The organism is Pseudomonas kielensis (genome assembly GCF_014236655.1).
Taxonomy (GTDB): domain Bacteria; phylum Pseudomonadota; class Gammaproteobacteria; order Pseudomonadales; family Pseudomonadaceae; genus Aquipseudomonas; species Aquipseudomonas kielensis.
This window is the reverse complement of sequence record NZ_JACMYG010000020.1, coordinates 52,194-66,379: the sequence shown is the minus strand read 5'-3', so window position 1 is coordinate 66,379 and position 14,186 is coordinate 52,194. Positions and strand designations below refer to the sequence as shown.

Here is a 14,186-nt window from a genome sequence, read left to right as displayed (position 1 = left end):
GCGAGGGAGCACGCGATGGCTCGCGTGCTCCCGCTACTCAGGGGTTGACGATGCTGGCGTAGGCCTTGGCCAGGGCCTGCAATTTGGCTTTGTCGTCGGCATCGATGTCGCCATCGCCGTCCACATCTTTTCGGAGTCTGTTGATAGTAAAGGTGTTCCCATTATCGGCAGAGGTAGCCGTTACAAAAATAGAGTCAACCAAGGTATCTATTTCGACTTCGTTCTCGGCATCCCATTCGGTTTGCTTGCGGGAAAGTTGTATGGACACCAGAGTGTTGGGTTCCGAGGGGCCAGGCAGCATGAGTTGTAGAAAGACGCCGCGCTGATTAAAGAAAGACATGTTCAAATCCTTTTGTTTATTATCCATGGTGTTTTTTATTTACGGGGGCGATATTAAGTACGGTAATTACGATTTAGCCACCGAGTAAATGTTTCATGGTTTTGCATTTAGTAGGCCATTTAAACGTTAATCTAAAAAGAATGCCGCGCAGCACGCGGCATCGGGAGGCTGAGCGGTACTGGTTGGGTGCGTGACCTTGTTGTACTGTATGGATATACAGATAGAGGGTGTCGCAATGATCAATTCCCTGCCGCCTCGCGGGCGCGGTACTGGCGCTAATCCGCATAACCGCTTTGCGCCAAGCCACTCGGTGGTGGAAGACGACGGGTGGTATCAGGAGGTGCCGCTGACCCAGGGTACGCAAGTGCGTATCGAAACAGCCAAATCCATCATCACCCGCAATAATTCGCCGGACCTGCCTTTCGATCGTTCGATCAATCCCTACCGAGGCTGTGAGCACGGTTGCATCTACTGTTATGCGCGGCCCAGTCATGCCTACTGGGACCTCTCCCCCGGGCTCGATTTCGAAACCCGCTTGATTGCCAAGACCAATGCCGCCGATGTTCTTGAGCAACAACTGTCCAGGCGTGGCTACCAGTGCGCGCCAATCAACCTGGGCTCCAACACCGACCCTTATCAGCCGATTGAGCGAGAGCACCGAATTACCCGGCAGATTCTCCAGGTGCTACTACGCTTTCGACATCCAGTGACGATTATCACCAAGGGCTCGCTGATTCTTCGTGATCTGGATCTGTTGACCGAACTGGCTTCACAGCGGCTGGTGGCGGTGATGATCAGCCTGACCAGCCTGGACGATGAGCTCAAGCGCATCCTGGAGCCGCGTACAGCGGCGCCCAAGGCGCGGTTGCGGGCCATCAGGGTGATGCGTGAGGCAGGTATTCCGGTAGGGGTGCTGTGCTCACCCATGATTCCGATGATCAACGACAGCGAGTTGGAGAGTCTGCTGGCGGCCGCCCAGGCGGCTGGAGCCCAGAGTGCGGCCTACATGATGTTGCGCCTGCCTTTGGAGGTCGCGCCCCTGTTCGAAGAATGGCTGGCGGCGCACTACCCGCAACGCGCGGCGCATGTGCTGAGCCTGATACGCCAGAGTCGTGGCGGCGAGTTGTACGACAGTCGTTTTGGCGCGCGGATGCGCGGTGAGGGGCCGTTCGCTGACTTGCTGGCACAACGCTTTGCCAAGGCAATAAAGCGCCTGGGGCTGAATCAGCGTGAGGGGTTCAACCTCGATTGCACGGCTTTTTGTCCTCCGGGTGCTCAGATGTCGTTGTTGTAGATGACGATCATGCCTATTTTGTCGTGGTACGTACTATGCGTAACGGTACGTTATTGTCTGTTTTCGGTGTGTGCTGCTTGTTGCGCAGTGGTCGATTCCGATTGAGATACGTTTTACCCGTCGCCGGTTGCGTCAGCTTCGGTTAGCCAGGCCTTAGGCCAACTACTCAGGTATCAAGGGGGGGCGGTAGGTGGATAATGTACCGACGCCCCAAGTTGACCGTAACTCACCAAGCCTGTTCTTGGTCTTGGATTACAGCACTGGAACTCCGGGTACTTAGCGTTTTAGTGTAGTTAATTGGTAAACCAGCCTTGAATCCAGCCGCTAAAATTATTAAAAGTCGACTTGATGTCGGCGAAGGAGTTTTTAATCCATGTGACAGTATCGGTCAGAACTTTTGTAGTGAAGATATCGAGCTTTTCCGATATTGTTCGGAATAGGTTGAAAATTACATCAGTCGTGGACACGATTGCTTTTTGTGCTTTCGGGTGGCCTTCACCGATTTCAATCGCATTGTCGAAAATTTGGTCAATATTTTTCTCGGACTGCTCTTTTTCGTAGACGCATCTTTCATTCATTTGCTGTTTGAATATTGCAGTGGCATCGGCATCGCCCGCGGCGTTGCTCAAGTTTTGGCATCATTGGTAATGCTCAGCTCTACGCTCTGATTCTGGGTGATGGCCAGCATTTTTGTTGTCGACTTCAGTTCCTCCAGTGCGATTGCTTCCTCTGGGGAGATGTCATCCAGTGCAGTAGGGCTTGGCGTGGAGAAACTACGAGCGGCTTGTGGTTTGCCACTAGCCAACAAGGATTTGTGATGGGCACGAAGTTCATTCATGGTTTCTATAAAAGTGCTTATTGGGTTGATTTCTTTTAATGTATCTGTAGTTTTCAAGTGCGGGTGCACTTGCTGGTTAGATTAATGAAGGCTTCAAAATAAACAGTCCTGACGCCTTTCGATTTGTTTCTTGGGGCTGACATCAAAGTTGTTCGCTACCCTATTCGGAATAACTGTTGCAGTTAATATGTCCGTAGTAATTGTTGCGTGCCGCAACCGTTAACTGTCGGAAATACTGCTCAATGGCCGTTATTCAGCGTCAACTAAATCTGATCGGTTACTGTGGCGTCGGGCTTGTTTTTTGTGGGTGGCGCCCTCGCCGTTTGCATTGCACCTGAGTGATGTAAACTCTGGGGACCCCCTACTGTGCCAACGAGGATGAATGATGAGTGACAAAGAAAAACCACCGTTGGCTGCGTCGGCTTCAGCCCTTCCCGAGGCCGAAAGCGCCGATGCAGCGCTGCAGCACATTGTTGACGGCTTTCTGCATTTTCATCATGAGGTCTTCCCGGAACAGGAAGAACTGTTCAAGAAGCTCGCTACGGCCCAACGGCCACGGGCAATGTTTATTGCGTGTGCCGATTCGCGAATCGTCCCGGAACTCATCACCCACAGCGCCCCAGGTGACCTGTTTGTCACGCGTAATGTGGGCAACGTCGTACCCCCTTATGGGCAAATGAATGGCGGCGTTTCCACGGCCATCGAGTACGCGGTGCTGGCGTTGGGTGTGCAGCACATCATCATTTGCGGACATTCCGATTGCGGCGCCATGAGGGCGGTCCTGAACCCGCAGAGCCTGGAAAAGATGCCCACGGTCAAGGCTTGGTTGCGCCACGCCGAGGTCGCGAAAACCATGGTCCAGGAAAACTGCAATTGCGCTGATGAAAACGAAAGCATGCAGGTGCTGACTGAAGAAAACGTCATCGCCCAGCTGCAGCATTTGCGCACTCACCCCTCCGTGGCTTCGCGCATGGCCAACGGTCAGCTGTTCATCCATGGCTGGGTCTACAGCATCGAAACCAGTGAAATAAAAGCCTACGACGCGGACAAGAGCTGCTTCCTGCCTTTGGATGGCAGCCTTCCGATCCCCATGGCGACGCCCAAGGCGCGCTTCTAGATCTTGCGTGGTTGGTGAGGCTGATGAACACGCGTCCAGGCTTCGCCACACCGAATCAATCCGGGGGAAGCCTCATGGGGGGCGACTGAAAGCGGTTCAGCAAGGAAGCTGCAGACTGCTGGGTGATGTTTGTGGCCGAGGTTCAGCCGGTCAAGTGTCCTTGTGGGAGCACGCAAGGCCACTCCCACAAGTGTTGGAGGGGGTCAGGCGGCTGGTTGATCCAGTTCCAGGCCCACACCCAGTTGGCGCGATAGGCACGGCCAGCGTTTCCAGGCGGCACCGGTGTCCGGGCTGTTGAGTTTTTCCCGATAGGCTTCGACGGACTCCAGGGCGAAGCTGTCTTCGTTGAGCATTTCGTCAACGGCGTGATGAACCGCCTCATCCAGTTGATTGGCGAAGTCTTCGCCGATCAGTTGGTGGGCAATCAGGTTGGCGACAGTCATGTCCAAGGGGGTCAGTGGCTGGCCGAAATGTTTGATGTAGAGGTCGTTCACTTCTTCTACCAGGCGATGGGCCAGGTAGGCTTCGTCCAGCAGGCTGTCCAGGCCTACGTGGCCGGCCATGATTGCCGGTGGCTGGAGGAAGAACTGATAGGCGATCTTCAGTACCGGCTTGATCTGTGATTCGATCCCGGCTTCGCGTGCGACTTCGTTGGCTGCGTCGAGCAGGTCCGGGACCTGGTCGATGTAGGCGGCCACAAAACGGGTCATCACGCCTTTGGCGTCGACGTCCGGTAATTGAATAGCGGCATGCAGGTGAGGCAATTGGACTTCCAGCTGACGGGTCAGCTGACCGGTTTCGGACTCATGTAATTGGGCACGTTGAATCTGCTCGCGCAATGCGGCGGTGTTCATGAAAACTCCAGGAAACGAAGGCAAGGAAATAGGGGAAGACATAAGTTAGCTTGCTTATGAAAACCGTTAAGACGTATTTGTCATAATTGTTTCACCTTTGATGCATCTAAGTTATATCGATTTGCCATCACCTAGTCACATCCTTCTCCATCAGCGGCCTGCGGCGCAAGCCCCAGGTGTTTCAGCTGATTTACGCCATCGCGTTGCGAGGTCCCACTCGCTGTCTATACTCGGTTTTGTATGAAGTTAGCTGATGACGCCCGACTGCATGTGCAGCAAGGCTTGGCGGTTTAAGTTCGTAGTCTAGGCAGCCGCTCCCTTGGACGCAGGTGAAAGCCGGCGGGATAACAAGAACGATAAGGGGAACCCGCAATGATGCGACATCCACAAGTCTGGATGGGCCTCCTGTTGTGGTCGGTTTTCAGCCAGGCGCAAGCCGCCTGGACTGTGAATATGGCGCCTGGGGCTACTGAAATCAGTCACGCAGTCTTCGACCTGCACATGACCATCTTCTGGATCTGTGTAGTGATCGGGATCATCGTCTTCGGTGCGATGTTCTGGTCGATGATCATGCATCGGCGCTCCACCGGGCAGGTGGCCGCCAAATTCCATGAAAGTACGACGGTCGAGATCCTCTGGACCGTGGTGCCCTTCATCATCCTTGTTGCCATGGCCGTTCCGGCGACCGCCACCCTGATCAAGATGTACGACAGCAGTGAGCCGGATATCGATATCCAGGTCACCGGCTATCAGTGGAAGTGGCATTACAAATACCTGGGCCAGGACGTCGAGTTCTTCAGCAACCTGGCCACCCCTCAAGAGCAGATCCGCAACCAGAGCGCCAAGGGCGAACACTACCTGCTGGAGGTCGATCAGCCATTGGTGCTGCCGATCGGCGCCAAGGTGCGCTTTCTGGTGACCTCCGCCGATGTCATTCACTCCTGGTGGGTGCCGGCCTTTGCGGTCAAGCGCGATGCGATCCCCGGTTTCGTCAATGAAGCGTGGACCCGGGTCGACAAGCCCGGGATCTACCGTGGCCAATGCGCCGAACTCTGCGGCAAGGACCACGGCTTCATGCCTATTGTGGTCGACGTCAAAAGCCAGGCCGATTACGACACCTGGCTGGCCGAGCGCAAGGCCGAAGCGGCCAAACTCAAGGAGCTGACCAGCAAGGAATGGACGCTGGAGGAGCTCAAGGAGCGTGGCGACAAGGTTTATCACACCACCTGCGTGGCCTGTCACCAGGCCGAAGGCCAGGGCCTGCCGCCGATGTTCCCGGCGCTCAAGGGCTCGAAAATCGCCACCGGTCCCATCGCCGATCACTTGGGTATTGTCTTCCACGGCAAACCGGGCACCGCCATGGCGGCGTTCGGCAAGCAGCTGTCGGAAGTCGATATCGCCGCCGTCGTGACCTACGAGCGTAATGCCTGGGGCAACAACAAAGGCGACATGGTCACGCCAAAAGACGTGCTGGCCCTCAAGCAGGAGGAAAGCAAATGACCCGGTCGATTGCGTGTCCCCGTGAGCGCTTGGGGCGTGACGCCTCGAGCCGCCCAGTCCATTCGTCTACAGGAGTCAGGACATGAGTGCAGTGATCGATGACCATGGTCATGCCGGCCATGACCACGCCCATGGCCCTGCCAAGGGCCTGATGCGCTGGGTGCTGACCACCAACCACAAGGACATCGGCACGCTGTACCTGTGGTTCAGCTTCATGATGTTCCTGCTCGGCGGCTCGTTTGCCATGGTGATCCGTGCCGAGCTGTTCCAGCCCGGGCTGCAGATCGTCGAGCCGGCGTTCTTCAACCAGATGACGACCATGCATGGCCTGGTCATGGTCTTCGGCGCGGTGATGCCGGCGTTTGTCGGCCTGGCCAACTGGATGATCCCGCTGATGATCGGCGCGCCGGACATGGCCCTGCCGCGGATGAACAACTTCAGTTTCTGGCTGCTGCCGGCAGCCTTCCTGATGCTGGTCTCGACCTTGTTCATGCCCGGTGGCGGACCAAACTTCGGTTGGACCTTCTACGCGCCGCTGTCGACCACCTACGCCCCGGAAAGCGTGACCTTTTTCATCTTCGCCATCCACCTGATGGGTATCAGTTCGATCATGGGGGCGATCAACGTGATTGCCACCATCCTCAACCTGCGCGCCCCCGGCATGACCCTGATGAAAATGCCGCTGTTCGTCTGGACCTGGCTGATCACTGCCTTCCTGCTGATCGCGGTGATGCCGGTGCTGGCCGGTTGCGTGACCATGATGCTGATGGACATCCATTTCGGCACCAGCTTCTTCAGTGCGGCCGGTGGCGGTGACCCGGTGCTGTTCCAGCATGTGTTCTGGTTCTTTGGTCACCCCGAGGTGTACATCATGATCCTGCCGGCCTTTGGTGCCGTCAGCTCGATCATTCCGACCTTTTCCCGCAAACCGCTGTTCGGCTACACCTCGATGGTCTATGCGACGGCAAGCATCGCCTTCCTGTCGTTCATCGTCTGGGCGCACCACATGTTCGTGGTGGGCATCCCGCTGGTGGGCGAGCTGTTCTTCATGTACGCCACCCTGCTGATTGCGGTACCCACCGGGGTCAAGGTGTTCAACTGGGCCAGCACCATGTGGCAGGGCTCGCTGACGTTCGAGACGCCCATGCTGTTTGCCGTGGCGTTCGTGATCCTGTTCTCGATCGGCGGTTTCTCCGGATTGATGCTGGCCATCGCGCCAGCGGACTTCCAGTACCAGGACACCTACTTCGTGGTGGCGCACTTCCACTACGTGCTGGTGCCGGGGGCGATCTTCGGGATCTTCGCGTCCGCCTACTACTGGATGCCCAAGTGGACCGGGCACATGTATGACGAGACCCTGGGCAAGCTGCATTTCTGGTTGTCCTTCATCGGCATGAACATGGCGTTTTTCCCGATGCACTTCGTCGGGCTGGCGGGCATGCCGCGCCGGATTCCGGACTACAACCTGCAGTTTGCCGATTTCAACATGGTGTCTTCGATTGGCGCCTTCATGTTTGGCGCCACGCAGATCTTCTTCCTGTTCATCGTGATCAAGACCATTCGCGGCGGCGAGCCAGCACCGGCCAAACCGTGGGATGGCGCCGAAGGCCTGGAGTGGAGCATTCCCTCGCCCGCGCCGTATCACACCTTCACCACTCCGCCGGAAGTGAAATGAACGCCCTGGCGGGTTTTTCGGGGGGGGTGGTGAATCATGGCTGATTCGATTTCCACGAAAAAACTGGTAACCCGTTTACTGCTGGTGGTGGTGGCGATGTTTGTCTTCGGGTTTGCCCTGGTGCCGATCTATGACGTGATGTGCAAGGCGCTGGGAATCAATGGCAAGACCGGCGGGCAGTATTCCGGCGAGCAGCAGGTGGACGAATCGCGCCAGGTGCGCGTGCAGTTCCTGTCCACCAACGCGATCGACATGGTCTGGGAGTTTTATCCCAAGTCCGATGACATCGTGGTCCACCCCGGTGCGGTGAACGAGATGATTTTCATCGCCCGCAACCCCAGCAGTCACCCGATGAGTGCCCAGGCGGTGCCGAGCATTTCACCTAGCGCTGCGGCGATGTATTTCCACAAGACCGAATGTTTCTGCTTTACCCAGCAAGTGCTGCAGCCCGGTCAGCAGATCGAGATGCCGGTACGTTTCATCGTTGATCGCGATATGCCCAAGGATGTGAAGCACCTGACGCTGGCTTACACGCTGTTCGATATCACCGCGCGTCATCCACCCGTGGCCGTTGCACAAAAGACCGGTGGCTAGACGTTCAAGCGTGCCCGATAAGGAGAACAATAAATGGCAACTCATGAGCATTATTACGTTCCCGCCCAAAGCAAATGGCCGATCATCGCCACCATCGGCATGTTCGTCACGGTGTTTGGCCTGGCCACCTGGTTCAACGATCTGAAGGCTGCGCGGCCTGAGTCCCACGGCCCGCTGATCTTTTTCGTCGGGGGGCTACTGCTGGCCTACATGCTGTTTGGCTGGTTTGGCGCGGTGATCAAGGAAAGTCGCGCGGGGCTGTACAGCGCCCAGCTGGATCGCTCGTTCCGCTGGGGCATGAGCTGGTTCATTTTTTCCGAGGTGATGTTCTTCATCGCGTTTTTCGGTGCGCTGTTCTACGTGCGTCACATCTCGGGGCCGGCGCTGGGCGGTGAAGGGACCAAGGGCCTCGCCCATATGCTCTGGCCGAATTTCCAGTTCGTCTGGCCGTTGCTGGAAAACCCTGACTCCAAGCTGTTCCCGCCACCCAAGGACGTCATCAGCCCGTGGGGCCTGCCCCTGCTGAACACAGTGATCCTGGTCAGCTCCAGCGTCACCGTGACCATCGCCCACCATGCCCTGAAAAAAGGCCATCGCGGGGCGCTGAAAATCTGGCTGGCGCTGACCGTACTGCTGGGCTGCGCCTTTCTTGGCTTTCAGGCCGAGGAATACATCCACGCCTACCACGAACTGGGCCTGACCCTGGGCTCGGGCATCTACGGCGCCACCTTCTTCATGCTCACCGGATTCCACGGCGCCCACGTGACCATCGGCACGCTGATTCTGTTCGTGATGCTGATGCGAGTGCTGCGCGGACACTTCGATGCCGAGCACCAGTTCGGCTTCGAGGCCGCGAGCTGGTACTGGCACTTTGTGGATGTGGTGTGGATCGGTCTGTTTGTTTTTGTCTACGTACTCTGAGGCACGCTACCAAGGGGCGTGAGACACCAGTTGGCCACTGAAGAAGCCCCAGGCGATCAGGCCGACGGTGAGGGCGGCGAGGCCGACACGAATGCTCAAGGCGATGACCAGGCGATGTGAGCGGCTGTCGTCCTTGACCAGAAAAAACAGGCCGCTGAACAGGCTGGCGACCGTGGCAATCAGCATCAGGACGATGGCTGCTTTGAGCATGGTGGGACTCCGGGGGAAACGCGATGCACTTGAGTATAGCTAGCTCGCCCGCTGACTTTCTGGCACGGCCATGAAGCGTTTTCGGCCGGGGCTCGTGCCGACGCTGGTGGTGGCCCTGTTGCTGCCGCTACTGGTCTCGCTGGGCTTCTGGCAACTGAGTCGGGGCGCGGAAAAAAGCGCCCTGCTGCACAGCTACGCTGAGCGCCGGGTTTCCGAGCCGATGGCCAGCTCCGAGCTGCAGCACACCGAAGATCCAGCCTTCCGCCGAGTGCGTCTGCATGGCCAGTTCGATGCCGGACACAGTCTGCTGCTCGATAACCGTCAGCGCGATGGCAAGGTCGGCGTCGAGCTGCTGCAACCGTTCCAGGATCAGGCGACGGGACTCTGGCTGCTGGTCAATCGTGGCTGGCTGCCATGGCCGGATCGGCGTACACCGCCGCAATTCACCACACCGCAGGCGGTGCTGAGTCTCGATGCCTGGGTGTACGTCGCCCCCGGCGCGACCTTCCAGCTGCACGCTGACCCGAGCTCCGCGACCTGGCCACAACTGGTCACCGCAGTCGAGCCGGGCAAGCTTTGGGCGGCGCTTGGTCGTGAAGGTTTCGCCTACGAATTACGCACCGAAAGCGGGCCGGCGTCCTACCAGGCTGATTGGCCGGTGGTGGCCATGGGACCGGAAAAACACCTGGCTTATGCCGTGCAGTGGTTCGCCATGGCGATCGCCCTGCTTGGCCTTTACCTCTATCTCGGTTGGCACAACGCAAAGGAGAAACACCATGGGAGCGGCCATGAATCCACCCAGCATGTCTGAGGCGAAAACCTCATCGAGCCGGCGCAAGGGGCGCGTGCAGTTGCTGCTGATCCTGTTGGGGGTGATCGGTCCGATGGTCCTCGCCACCGGCATGTACAAATTGCAGTTCTGGGTGCCGGAGGGCCGCAGTTACCACGGCGAACTGATCGGCAACGGCCAGACCCTCGCCGACCTCGGCGTGCAGGCTAAGGAAGATCGCTGGCAGTTGCTGGTGACTGCGCCCAAGGCGTGTTCGGTGGACTGCCAGCAACTGGTGTACCTGGCGCGGCAGATCCAGATCGGCCTCGGCCGCGATGCTTCCCGCGCCAGCCATGCATTGTCGGCCGCACAACCCTTGAGCAGCGACTACGAAGCCAAGCTGGCCCGCGAATACCCGCAGCTAAAGCGTTATCCCATGGACCTGACCACGTTCAGTAAAGCCACCGGGGATCAGGCTGTGCCGCAGCTGTGGATCATCGACCCCCACGGCAACCTGGTGCTGCGTTATGGCCCCACGGTCAAAGGCAAGGACCTGCTCAACGACCTGCGCCATCTGCTGAAACTGTCGAACATCGGATAAGGGCATCGTCATGGCCAAACCTGGATTTCGCCTTGCGCTGTTTGCCACCCTGCTGGCACTGATTGTCGTGTTGCTGGGTGCCTACACCCGGCTGACCCACGCTGGCCTGGGCTGCCCGGACTGGCCAGGGTGCTACGGCTTTATCAGCGTGCCGAAAAGCGAAGCCCAACTGGCGCATGCCGAACTGCATTTTCCCGACACCCCGGTGGAAGCCCACAAGGGCTGGAACGAGATGATCCACCGCTACTTCGCCGGCACCCTGGGCCTGCTGATCGTGCTGCTGGCGGCTCGCGCCTGGACCCACCGCCGGCATCCCGACCAACCCTTGAAGCTGCCGTTGTTCCTGTTGGTGGTGGTATTTGCCCAGGCCGCCTTCGGCATGTGGACGGTGACGCTCAAGCTCTGGCCACAGGTGGTGACTGGGCATCTGCTCGGCGGGTTTGCCACCTTGAGCCTGCTGTTTCTGTTGACCTTGCGCTTGTCCGGGGTGCTGCCGGCGTTGATCGTGCCGCGCCGCCTGCAGTACTGGGCAACGGCCGGTCTGTTGCTGGTGATCGGGCAGATCGCCCTGGGGGGCTGGGTCAGTTCCAACTACGCAGCGGTGGCCTGTATCGACTTCCCGACCTGCCATGGCCAGTGGCTGCCACCGGCAGATTTCGCCAACGGCTTTCACCTGACCCAACACATTGGCCCCAACTACCTGGGCGGGCAGTTGGACAGCGATGCGCGCACGGCCATCCACCTCACTCACCGGATCGGTGCCTTGCTGGTGACCCTGGTGTTGCTGGGCCTGGCCTGGCAACTGAAGGGGGTCGGCATGACCCGCCTCGCCGGCCTGGTGCTGGTGGCCCTGGCGGCGCAAATCAGCCTGGGCATCAGCAACGTGCTGTTCCATCTGCCCCTGCCGGTCGCCGTGGCCCACAACGCTGGTGGCGCGGCGTTGTTGCTGTGTCTGGTGCTGGTCAACTATCACGCCCGAACCAGTCTGGTCCGGGTCAAGCAGCCGACGCTGCGACGCTGGCGCTTCAGCCCCCGTAAACCTGCGGCCGGGCCCATAACAATAAAAGGAGAAATGCCATGGCGACTCTGATTGGCGAACGGCCCAGCCAGGCGATCTGGCGCGACTACCTGGAGCTGACCAAGCCCAAGGTGGTGGTATTGATGCTGATCACCTCGCTGGTCGGCATGTTCCTCGCCACCCGTGCGGGCGTGCCCTGGACTGTGCTGGTGTTCGGTAACCTGGGCATCGCCTTGTGTGCCGGGGGCGCGGCGGCGGTCAATCATGTGGTGGACCGACGGATCGATGCGGTCATGGCCCGCACCCATAAGCGGCCGCTGGCCGAAGGCCGGGTGTCACCCGCTGCGGCGCTGACCTTCGCCCTGGTCCTGGCGCTGAGTGGCCAGGCGTTGCTGCTGGCGTTCACCAATCCGTTGACGGCCTGGCTGACCCTCGCCTCCTTGCTGGGTTATGCGGTGATCTACACCGGCTTCCTCAAGCGTGCGACGCCGCAGAACATCGTCATTGGCGGCCTGGCCGGTGCCGCCCCACCCTTGCTCGGCTGGGTTGCCACCACCGGGCACATCAGCGCAGAGCCTCTGCTGCTGGTGCTGATCATCTTCGCCTGGACCCCGCCACACTTCTGGGCGCTGGCAATCCACCGCAAGGAGGAGTACGCCAAGGCCGATATCCCGATGTTGCCGGTGACTCATGGCGAGCACTACACCAAGGTCCACATCCTGCTCTACACCTGCGTGCTGTTGGCGGTGAGCCTGATGCCGTACGTGATCCACATGAGCGGCCTGCTGTACCTGGCCTGTGCACTGGGGCTGGGTGCGAGGTTTCTGCAATGGGCCGTGGTGCTGTACCGTGGCACTCGGCCGCACGCGGCGATCAACACCTTCAAGTACTCTATTTACTACTTGTTCCTGCTGTTTATCGCCCTGCTCGTAGACCATTACCTAATGTTGAACCTATGACTCGAACCCAGAAAACCGTCTTCATCCTTGTTGCCCTGATCGCGCTGGTCCTGGGGCTGACCATCAACAAGGTACTGTCCGGCAAAGGCCAGGGCGACCCGACTGCGCTGATCGACGCCGGTATCATCCTGCTGCCGCAAAGCCGCACCTTGCCTGCCCTGCAGATGACCAACCAGGATGGCCAGCCGGTGATGGTCAACGAGTTGAAAGGCAAATGGAGCCTGCTGTTCTTCGGCTACACCTTCTGCCCGGACATCTGCCCGACCACCCTGGCCCAGTTGCGGCAGATCAAGAGCGAGCTACCGGCGGATGCGGTCGACAAGTTGCAGATCATCCTGGTCAGCGTCGACCCCCATCGCGATACCCCCCAGCAGCTCAAGCAGTACCTGGGCTACTTCGATCCGCAATTCATCGGCCTGACCCCGACTTCGGTCGAGGAGCTGCAAAAAGTCGCCAACGCGGTGAGTATTCCGTTCATCCCGGCGGATACCAGCAAGCCCAACTACACCGTCGACCACAGCGGCAACCTCGCCGTCATCGGCCCGGACGGCACCCAGCGTGGCTTCATCCGCGCGCCGCTGAACAACGCGAAGCTGGTGGCGCAATTGCCGGTGATGCTCAAGCGGCAGTGACACCCGCCCCCGCAAGGGCGAGTGTTTTGGGCACAAAAAAGGGGCGCAATCAATGCGCCCCTTTTGTTTACCGTGTGACTTCAGCTCAGAACGCTGGCAGTACCGCGCCTTTGTACTTCTCCAGGATGAAGGCTTTCACTTCTGGAGTGTGCAGGGCCGCTACCAGCTTCTTCATGGCATCGCTGTTCTTGTCGTCTTCACGCGCCACCAGGATGTTCACGTAAGGCGAGTCCTTGCCTTCGATGGTCAGCGCGTCCTTGGACGGGTCCAGCTTGGCTTCCAGGGCGTAGTTGGTGTTGATCAGCGCCAGGTCGACCTGGGTCAGGACGCGCGGGATGGTCGCCGCTTCCAGTTCGCGGAATTTCAGGCCCTTGTTGTTCTCGGCGATGTCCTTGACGGTCGACAGGATGTTGGTCGAGTCCTTCAGCTTGATCACGCCAGCCTTGTCCAGCAGCAACAGGGCGCGGCCGCCGTTGGTGGCGTCGTTCGGGATGACCACGGTGGCGCCGCCAGGCAGATCGGCCAGGGTCTTGAACTTGCTGGAGTAAGCGCCCAGCGGCTCGATGTGCACGCCCGCCACGCTCACCAGGTGAGTACCCTTGGCCTTGTTGAATTCATCGAGGTACGGCTGGTGCTGGAAGAAGTTGGCGTCCAGGCGTTTTTCCGCGACCTGTACGTTGGGTTGCACGTAGTCGGTGAAGACCTTGACCTTCAAGTCCACGCCTTCCTTGGCCAGGGTCGGCTTCACGAACTCAAGGATTTCCGCATGCGGCACCGGGCTGGCGGCCACGGTCAGGGTTTCGGCGGCCTGGGCAGAGAACGCGGCAACGGCAGCGAACGCGACGAGTAGTTTTTTCATCCGGC

Annotated in this window: 17 protein-coding genes; 11 read left to right on the top strand and 6 right to left on the bottom strand. The window is 59.0% G+C overall.

The genetic code is table 11. The features are described from left to right. Positions 1-37: 37 nt before the first annotated feature. Positions 38-340 (bottom strand): hypothetical protein, encoded by a 303-nt coding sequence (locus tag H7995_RS18380; protein WP_166588930.1) that lies wholly within the window; start codon positions 338-340, stop codon positions 38-40. A gap of 235 nt (positions 341-575) precedes the next feature. Between H7995_RS18380 and H7995_RS18375 the strand changes: the two genes are divergently transcribed. Continuing rightward, complete coding sequence (locus H7995_RS18375) at positions 576-1,634, top strand: PA0069 family radical SAM protein (protein ID WP_166588931.1); 1,059 nt, start codon at positions 576-578, stop codon at positions 1,632-1,634. 293 nt (positions 1,635-1,927) lie between these two features. On the opposite strand, the gene H7995_RS18370 is transcribed toward H7995_RS18375, so the two are convergent. Both H7995_RS18370 and H7995_RS18365 read right to left on the bottom strand, forming a co-directional pair. Continuing rightward, positions 1,928-2,263 carry a hypothetical protein gene (locus tag H7995_RS18370; protein WP_185818708.1) on the bottom strand — a complete coding sequence of 112 codons (336 nt, stop codon included), beginning with the start codon at positions 2,261-2,263 and terminating at the stop codon, positions 1,928-1,930. After that, positions 2,260-2,529, bottom strand: coding sequence for a hypothetical protein (locus H7995_RS18365; protein ID WP_185818707.1), 270 nt, complete (start codon positions 2,527-2,529; stop codon positions 2,260-2,262). The genes H7995_RS18370 and H7995_RS18365 overlap by 4 nt, the downstream gene beginning before the upstream one ends. Positions 2,530-2,857: 328 nt before the next feature. Here H7995_RS18365 and H7995_RS18360 point away from each other — a divergent pair, with 328 nt between their 5' ends. Continuing rightward, a complete protein-coding gene (locus tag H7995_RS18360; RefSeq protein ID WP_166588934.1) occupies positions 2,858-3,589 on the top strand; it encodes a carbonic anhydrase in 732 nt (243 codons plus the stop codon). Positions 3,590-3,792: 203 nt separating this feature from the next. On the opposite strand, the gene H7995_RS18355 is transcribed toward H7995_RS18360, so the two are convergent. After that, complete coding sequence (locus H7995_RS18355; protein ID WP_185818706.1) at positions 3,793-4,443, bottom strand: hypothetical protein; 651 nt, start codon at positions 4,441-4,443, stop codon at positions 3,793-3,795. Between the two features lie 372 nt (positions 4,444-4,815). On the opposite strand from H7995_RS18355, the gene coxB reads away from it, so the two are divergent. From coxB to H7995_RS18335, 4 genes are all read left to right on the top strand, one after another. Further along, the gene (gene coxB, locus H7995_RS18350) at positions 4,816-5,943 is read left to right on the top strand and encodes a cytochrome c oxidase subunit II (RefSeq protein ID WP_182342958.1); all 1,128 of its coding nucleotides are present in this window, start codon (positions 4,816-4,818) and stop codon (positions 5,941-5,943) included. A gap of 82 nt (positions 5,944-6,025) precedes the next feature. After that, on the top strand, positions 6,026-7,618 hold the full coding sequence (gene ctaD, locus H7995_RS18345; protein WP_095165123.1) for a cytochrome c oxidase subunit I: 1,593 nt from the start codon (positions 6,026-6,028) through the stop codon (positions 7,616-7,618). Between the two features lie 36 nt (positions 7,619-7,654). Continuing rightward, the gene (locus H7995_RS18340; protein ID WP_166588937.1) at positions 7,655-8,212 is read left to right on the top strand and encodes a cytochrome c oxidase assembly protein; all 558 of its coding nucleotides are present in this window, start codon (positions 7,655-7,657) and stop codon (positions 8,210-8,212) included. Between the two features lie 33 nt (positions 8,213-8,245). Continuing rightward, on the top strand, positions 8,246-9,133 hold the full coding sequence (locus H7995_RS18335; RefSeq protein WP_166588938.1) for a cytochrome c oxidase subunit 3: 888 nt from the start codon (positions 8,246-8,248) through the stop codon (positions 9,131-9,133). Positions 9,134-9,139: 6 nt separating this feature from the next. Here the strand turns inward: H7995_RS18335 and H7995_RS18330 are convergent, their stop codons facing one another. Next, on the bottom strand, positions 9,140-9,343 hold the full coding sequence (locus H7995_RS18330; protein WP_166588939.1) for a twin transmembrane helix small protein: 204 nt from the start codon (positions 9,341-9,343) through the stop codon (positions 9,140-9,142). A gap of 70 nt (positions 9,344-9,413) precedes the next feature. Between H7995_RS18330 and H7995_RS18325 the strand changes: the two genes are divergently transcribed. Genes H7995_RS18325 through H7995_RS18305 form a run of 5 tightly spaced genes read left to right on the top strand, consistent with a single transcriptional unit; the run spans position 9,414 to position 13,322 of the window. Beyond that, positions 9,414-10,154, top strand: coding sequence for an SURF1 family protein (locus H7995_RS18325; protein WP_166588940.1), 741 nt, complete (start codon positions 9,414-9,416; stop codon positions 10,152-10,154). Further along, the gene (locus H7995_RS18320) at positions 10,120-10,713 is read left to right on the top strand and encodes a hypothetical protein (RefSeq protein WP_166588941.1); all 594 of its coding nucleotides are present in this window, start codon (positions 10,120-10,122) and stop codon (positions 10,711-10,713) included. The genes H7995_RS18325 and H7995_RS18320 overlap by 35 nt, the downstream gene beginning before the upstream one ends. 10 nt (positions 10,714-10,723) lie before the next feature. Beyond that, the gene (locus H7995_RS18315; protein ID WP_166588942.1) at positions 10,724-11,803 is read left to right on the top strand and encodes a COX15/CtaA family protein; all 1,080 of its coding nucleotides are present in this window, start codon (positions 10,724-10,726) and stop codon (positions 11,801-11,803) included. Then, positions 11,791-12,690, top strand: coding sequence for a heme o synthase (gene cyoE / locus H7995_RS18310; protein WP_166588943.1), 900 nt, complete (start codon positions 11,791-11,793; stop codon positions 12,688-12,690). The genes H7995_RS18315 and cyoE overlap by 13 nt, the downstream gene beginning before the upstream one ends. Then, entirely contained in the window at positions 12,687-13,322 is a 636-nt protein-coding gene (locus H7995_RS18305; RefSeq protein ID WP_166588944.1) for an SCO family protein, read from the top strand. Before cyoE ends, H7995_RS18305 begins: the two co-directional genes overlap by 4 nt. Before the next feature lie 85 nt (positions 13,323-13,407). Here the strand turns inward: H7995_RS18305 and H7995_RS18300 are convergent, their stop codons facing one another. After that, positions 13,408-14,181, bottom strand: a complete 774-nt coding sequence (locus H7995_RS18300; RefSeq protein WP_182342966.1) for a MetQ/NlpA family ABC transporter substrate-binding protein — start codon at positions 14,179-14,181, stop codon at positions 13,408-13,410. Between the last annotated feature and the right edge of the window lie 5 nt (positions 14,182-14,186).

Excerpts from the sequence above, each read along its gene's own strand:
- H7995_RS18380 (WP_166588930.1), bottom strand. The coding sequence starts at position 340 with ATGTCTTTCTTTAATCAGCGCGGCGTCTTTCTACAACTCATGCTGCCT.
- H7995_RS18375 (WP_166588931.1), top strand. The coding sequence starts at position 576 with ATGATCAATTCCCTGCCGCCTCGCGGGCGCGGTACTGGCGCTAATCCG.
- H7995_RS18360 (WP_166588934.1), top strand. The coding sequence starts at position 2,858 with ATGAGTGACAAAGAAAAACCACCGTTGGCTGCGTCGGCTTCAGCCCTT.
- H7995_RS18355 (WP_185818706.1), bottom strand. The coding sequence starts at position 4,443 with ATGAACACCGCCGCATTGCGCGAGCAGATTCAACGTGCCCAATTACAT.
- coxB (WP_182342958.1), top strand. The coding sequence starts at position 4,816 with ATGATGCGACATCCACAAGTCTGGATGGGCCTCCTGTTGTGGTCGGTT.
- ctaD (WP_095165123.1), top strand. The coding sequence starts at position 6,026 with ATGAGTGCAGTGATCGATGACCATGGTCATGCCGGCCATGACCACGCC.
- H7995_RS18340 (WP_166588937.1), top strand. The coding sequence starts at position 7,655 with ATGGCTGATTCGATTTCCACGAAAAAACTGGTAACCCGTTTACTGCTG.
- H7995_RS18335 (WP_166588938.1), top strand. The coding sequence starts at position 8,246 with ATGGCAACTCATGAGCATTATTACGTTCCCGCCCAAAGCAAATGGCCG.
- H7995_RS18330 (WP_166588939.1), bottom strand. The coding sequence starts at position 9,343 with ATGCTCAAAGCAGCCATCGTCCTGATGCTGATTGCCACGGTCGCCAGC.
- H7995_RS18325 (WP_166588940.1), top strand. The coding sequence starts at position 9,414 with ATGAAGCGTTTTCGGCCGGGGCTCGTGCCGACGCTGGTGGTGGCCCTG.
- H7995_RS18320 (WP_166588941.1), top strand. The coding sequence starts at position 10,120 with ATGGGAGCGGCCATGAATCCACCCAGCATGTCTGAGGCGAAAACCTCA.
- H7995_RS18315 (WP_166588942.1), top strand. The coding sequence starts at position 10,724 with ATGGCCAAACCTGGATTTCGCCTTGCGCTGTTTGCCACCCTGCTGGCA.
- cyoE (WP_166588943.1), top strand. The coding sequence starts at position 11,791 with ATGGCGACTCTGATTGGCGAACGGCCCAGCCAGGCGATCTGGCGCGAC.
- H7995_RS18305 (WP_166588944.1), top strand. The coding sequence starts at position 12,687 with ATGACTCGAACCCAGAAAACCGTCTTCATCCTTGTTGCCCTGATCGCG.
- H7995_RS18300 (WP_182342966.1), bottom strand. The coding sequence starts at position 14,181 with ATGAAAAAACTACTCGTCGCGTTCGCTGCCGTTGCCGCGTTCTCTGCC.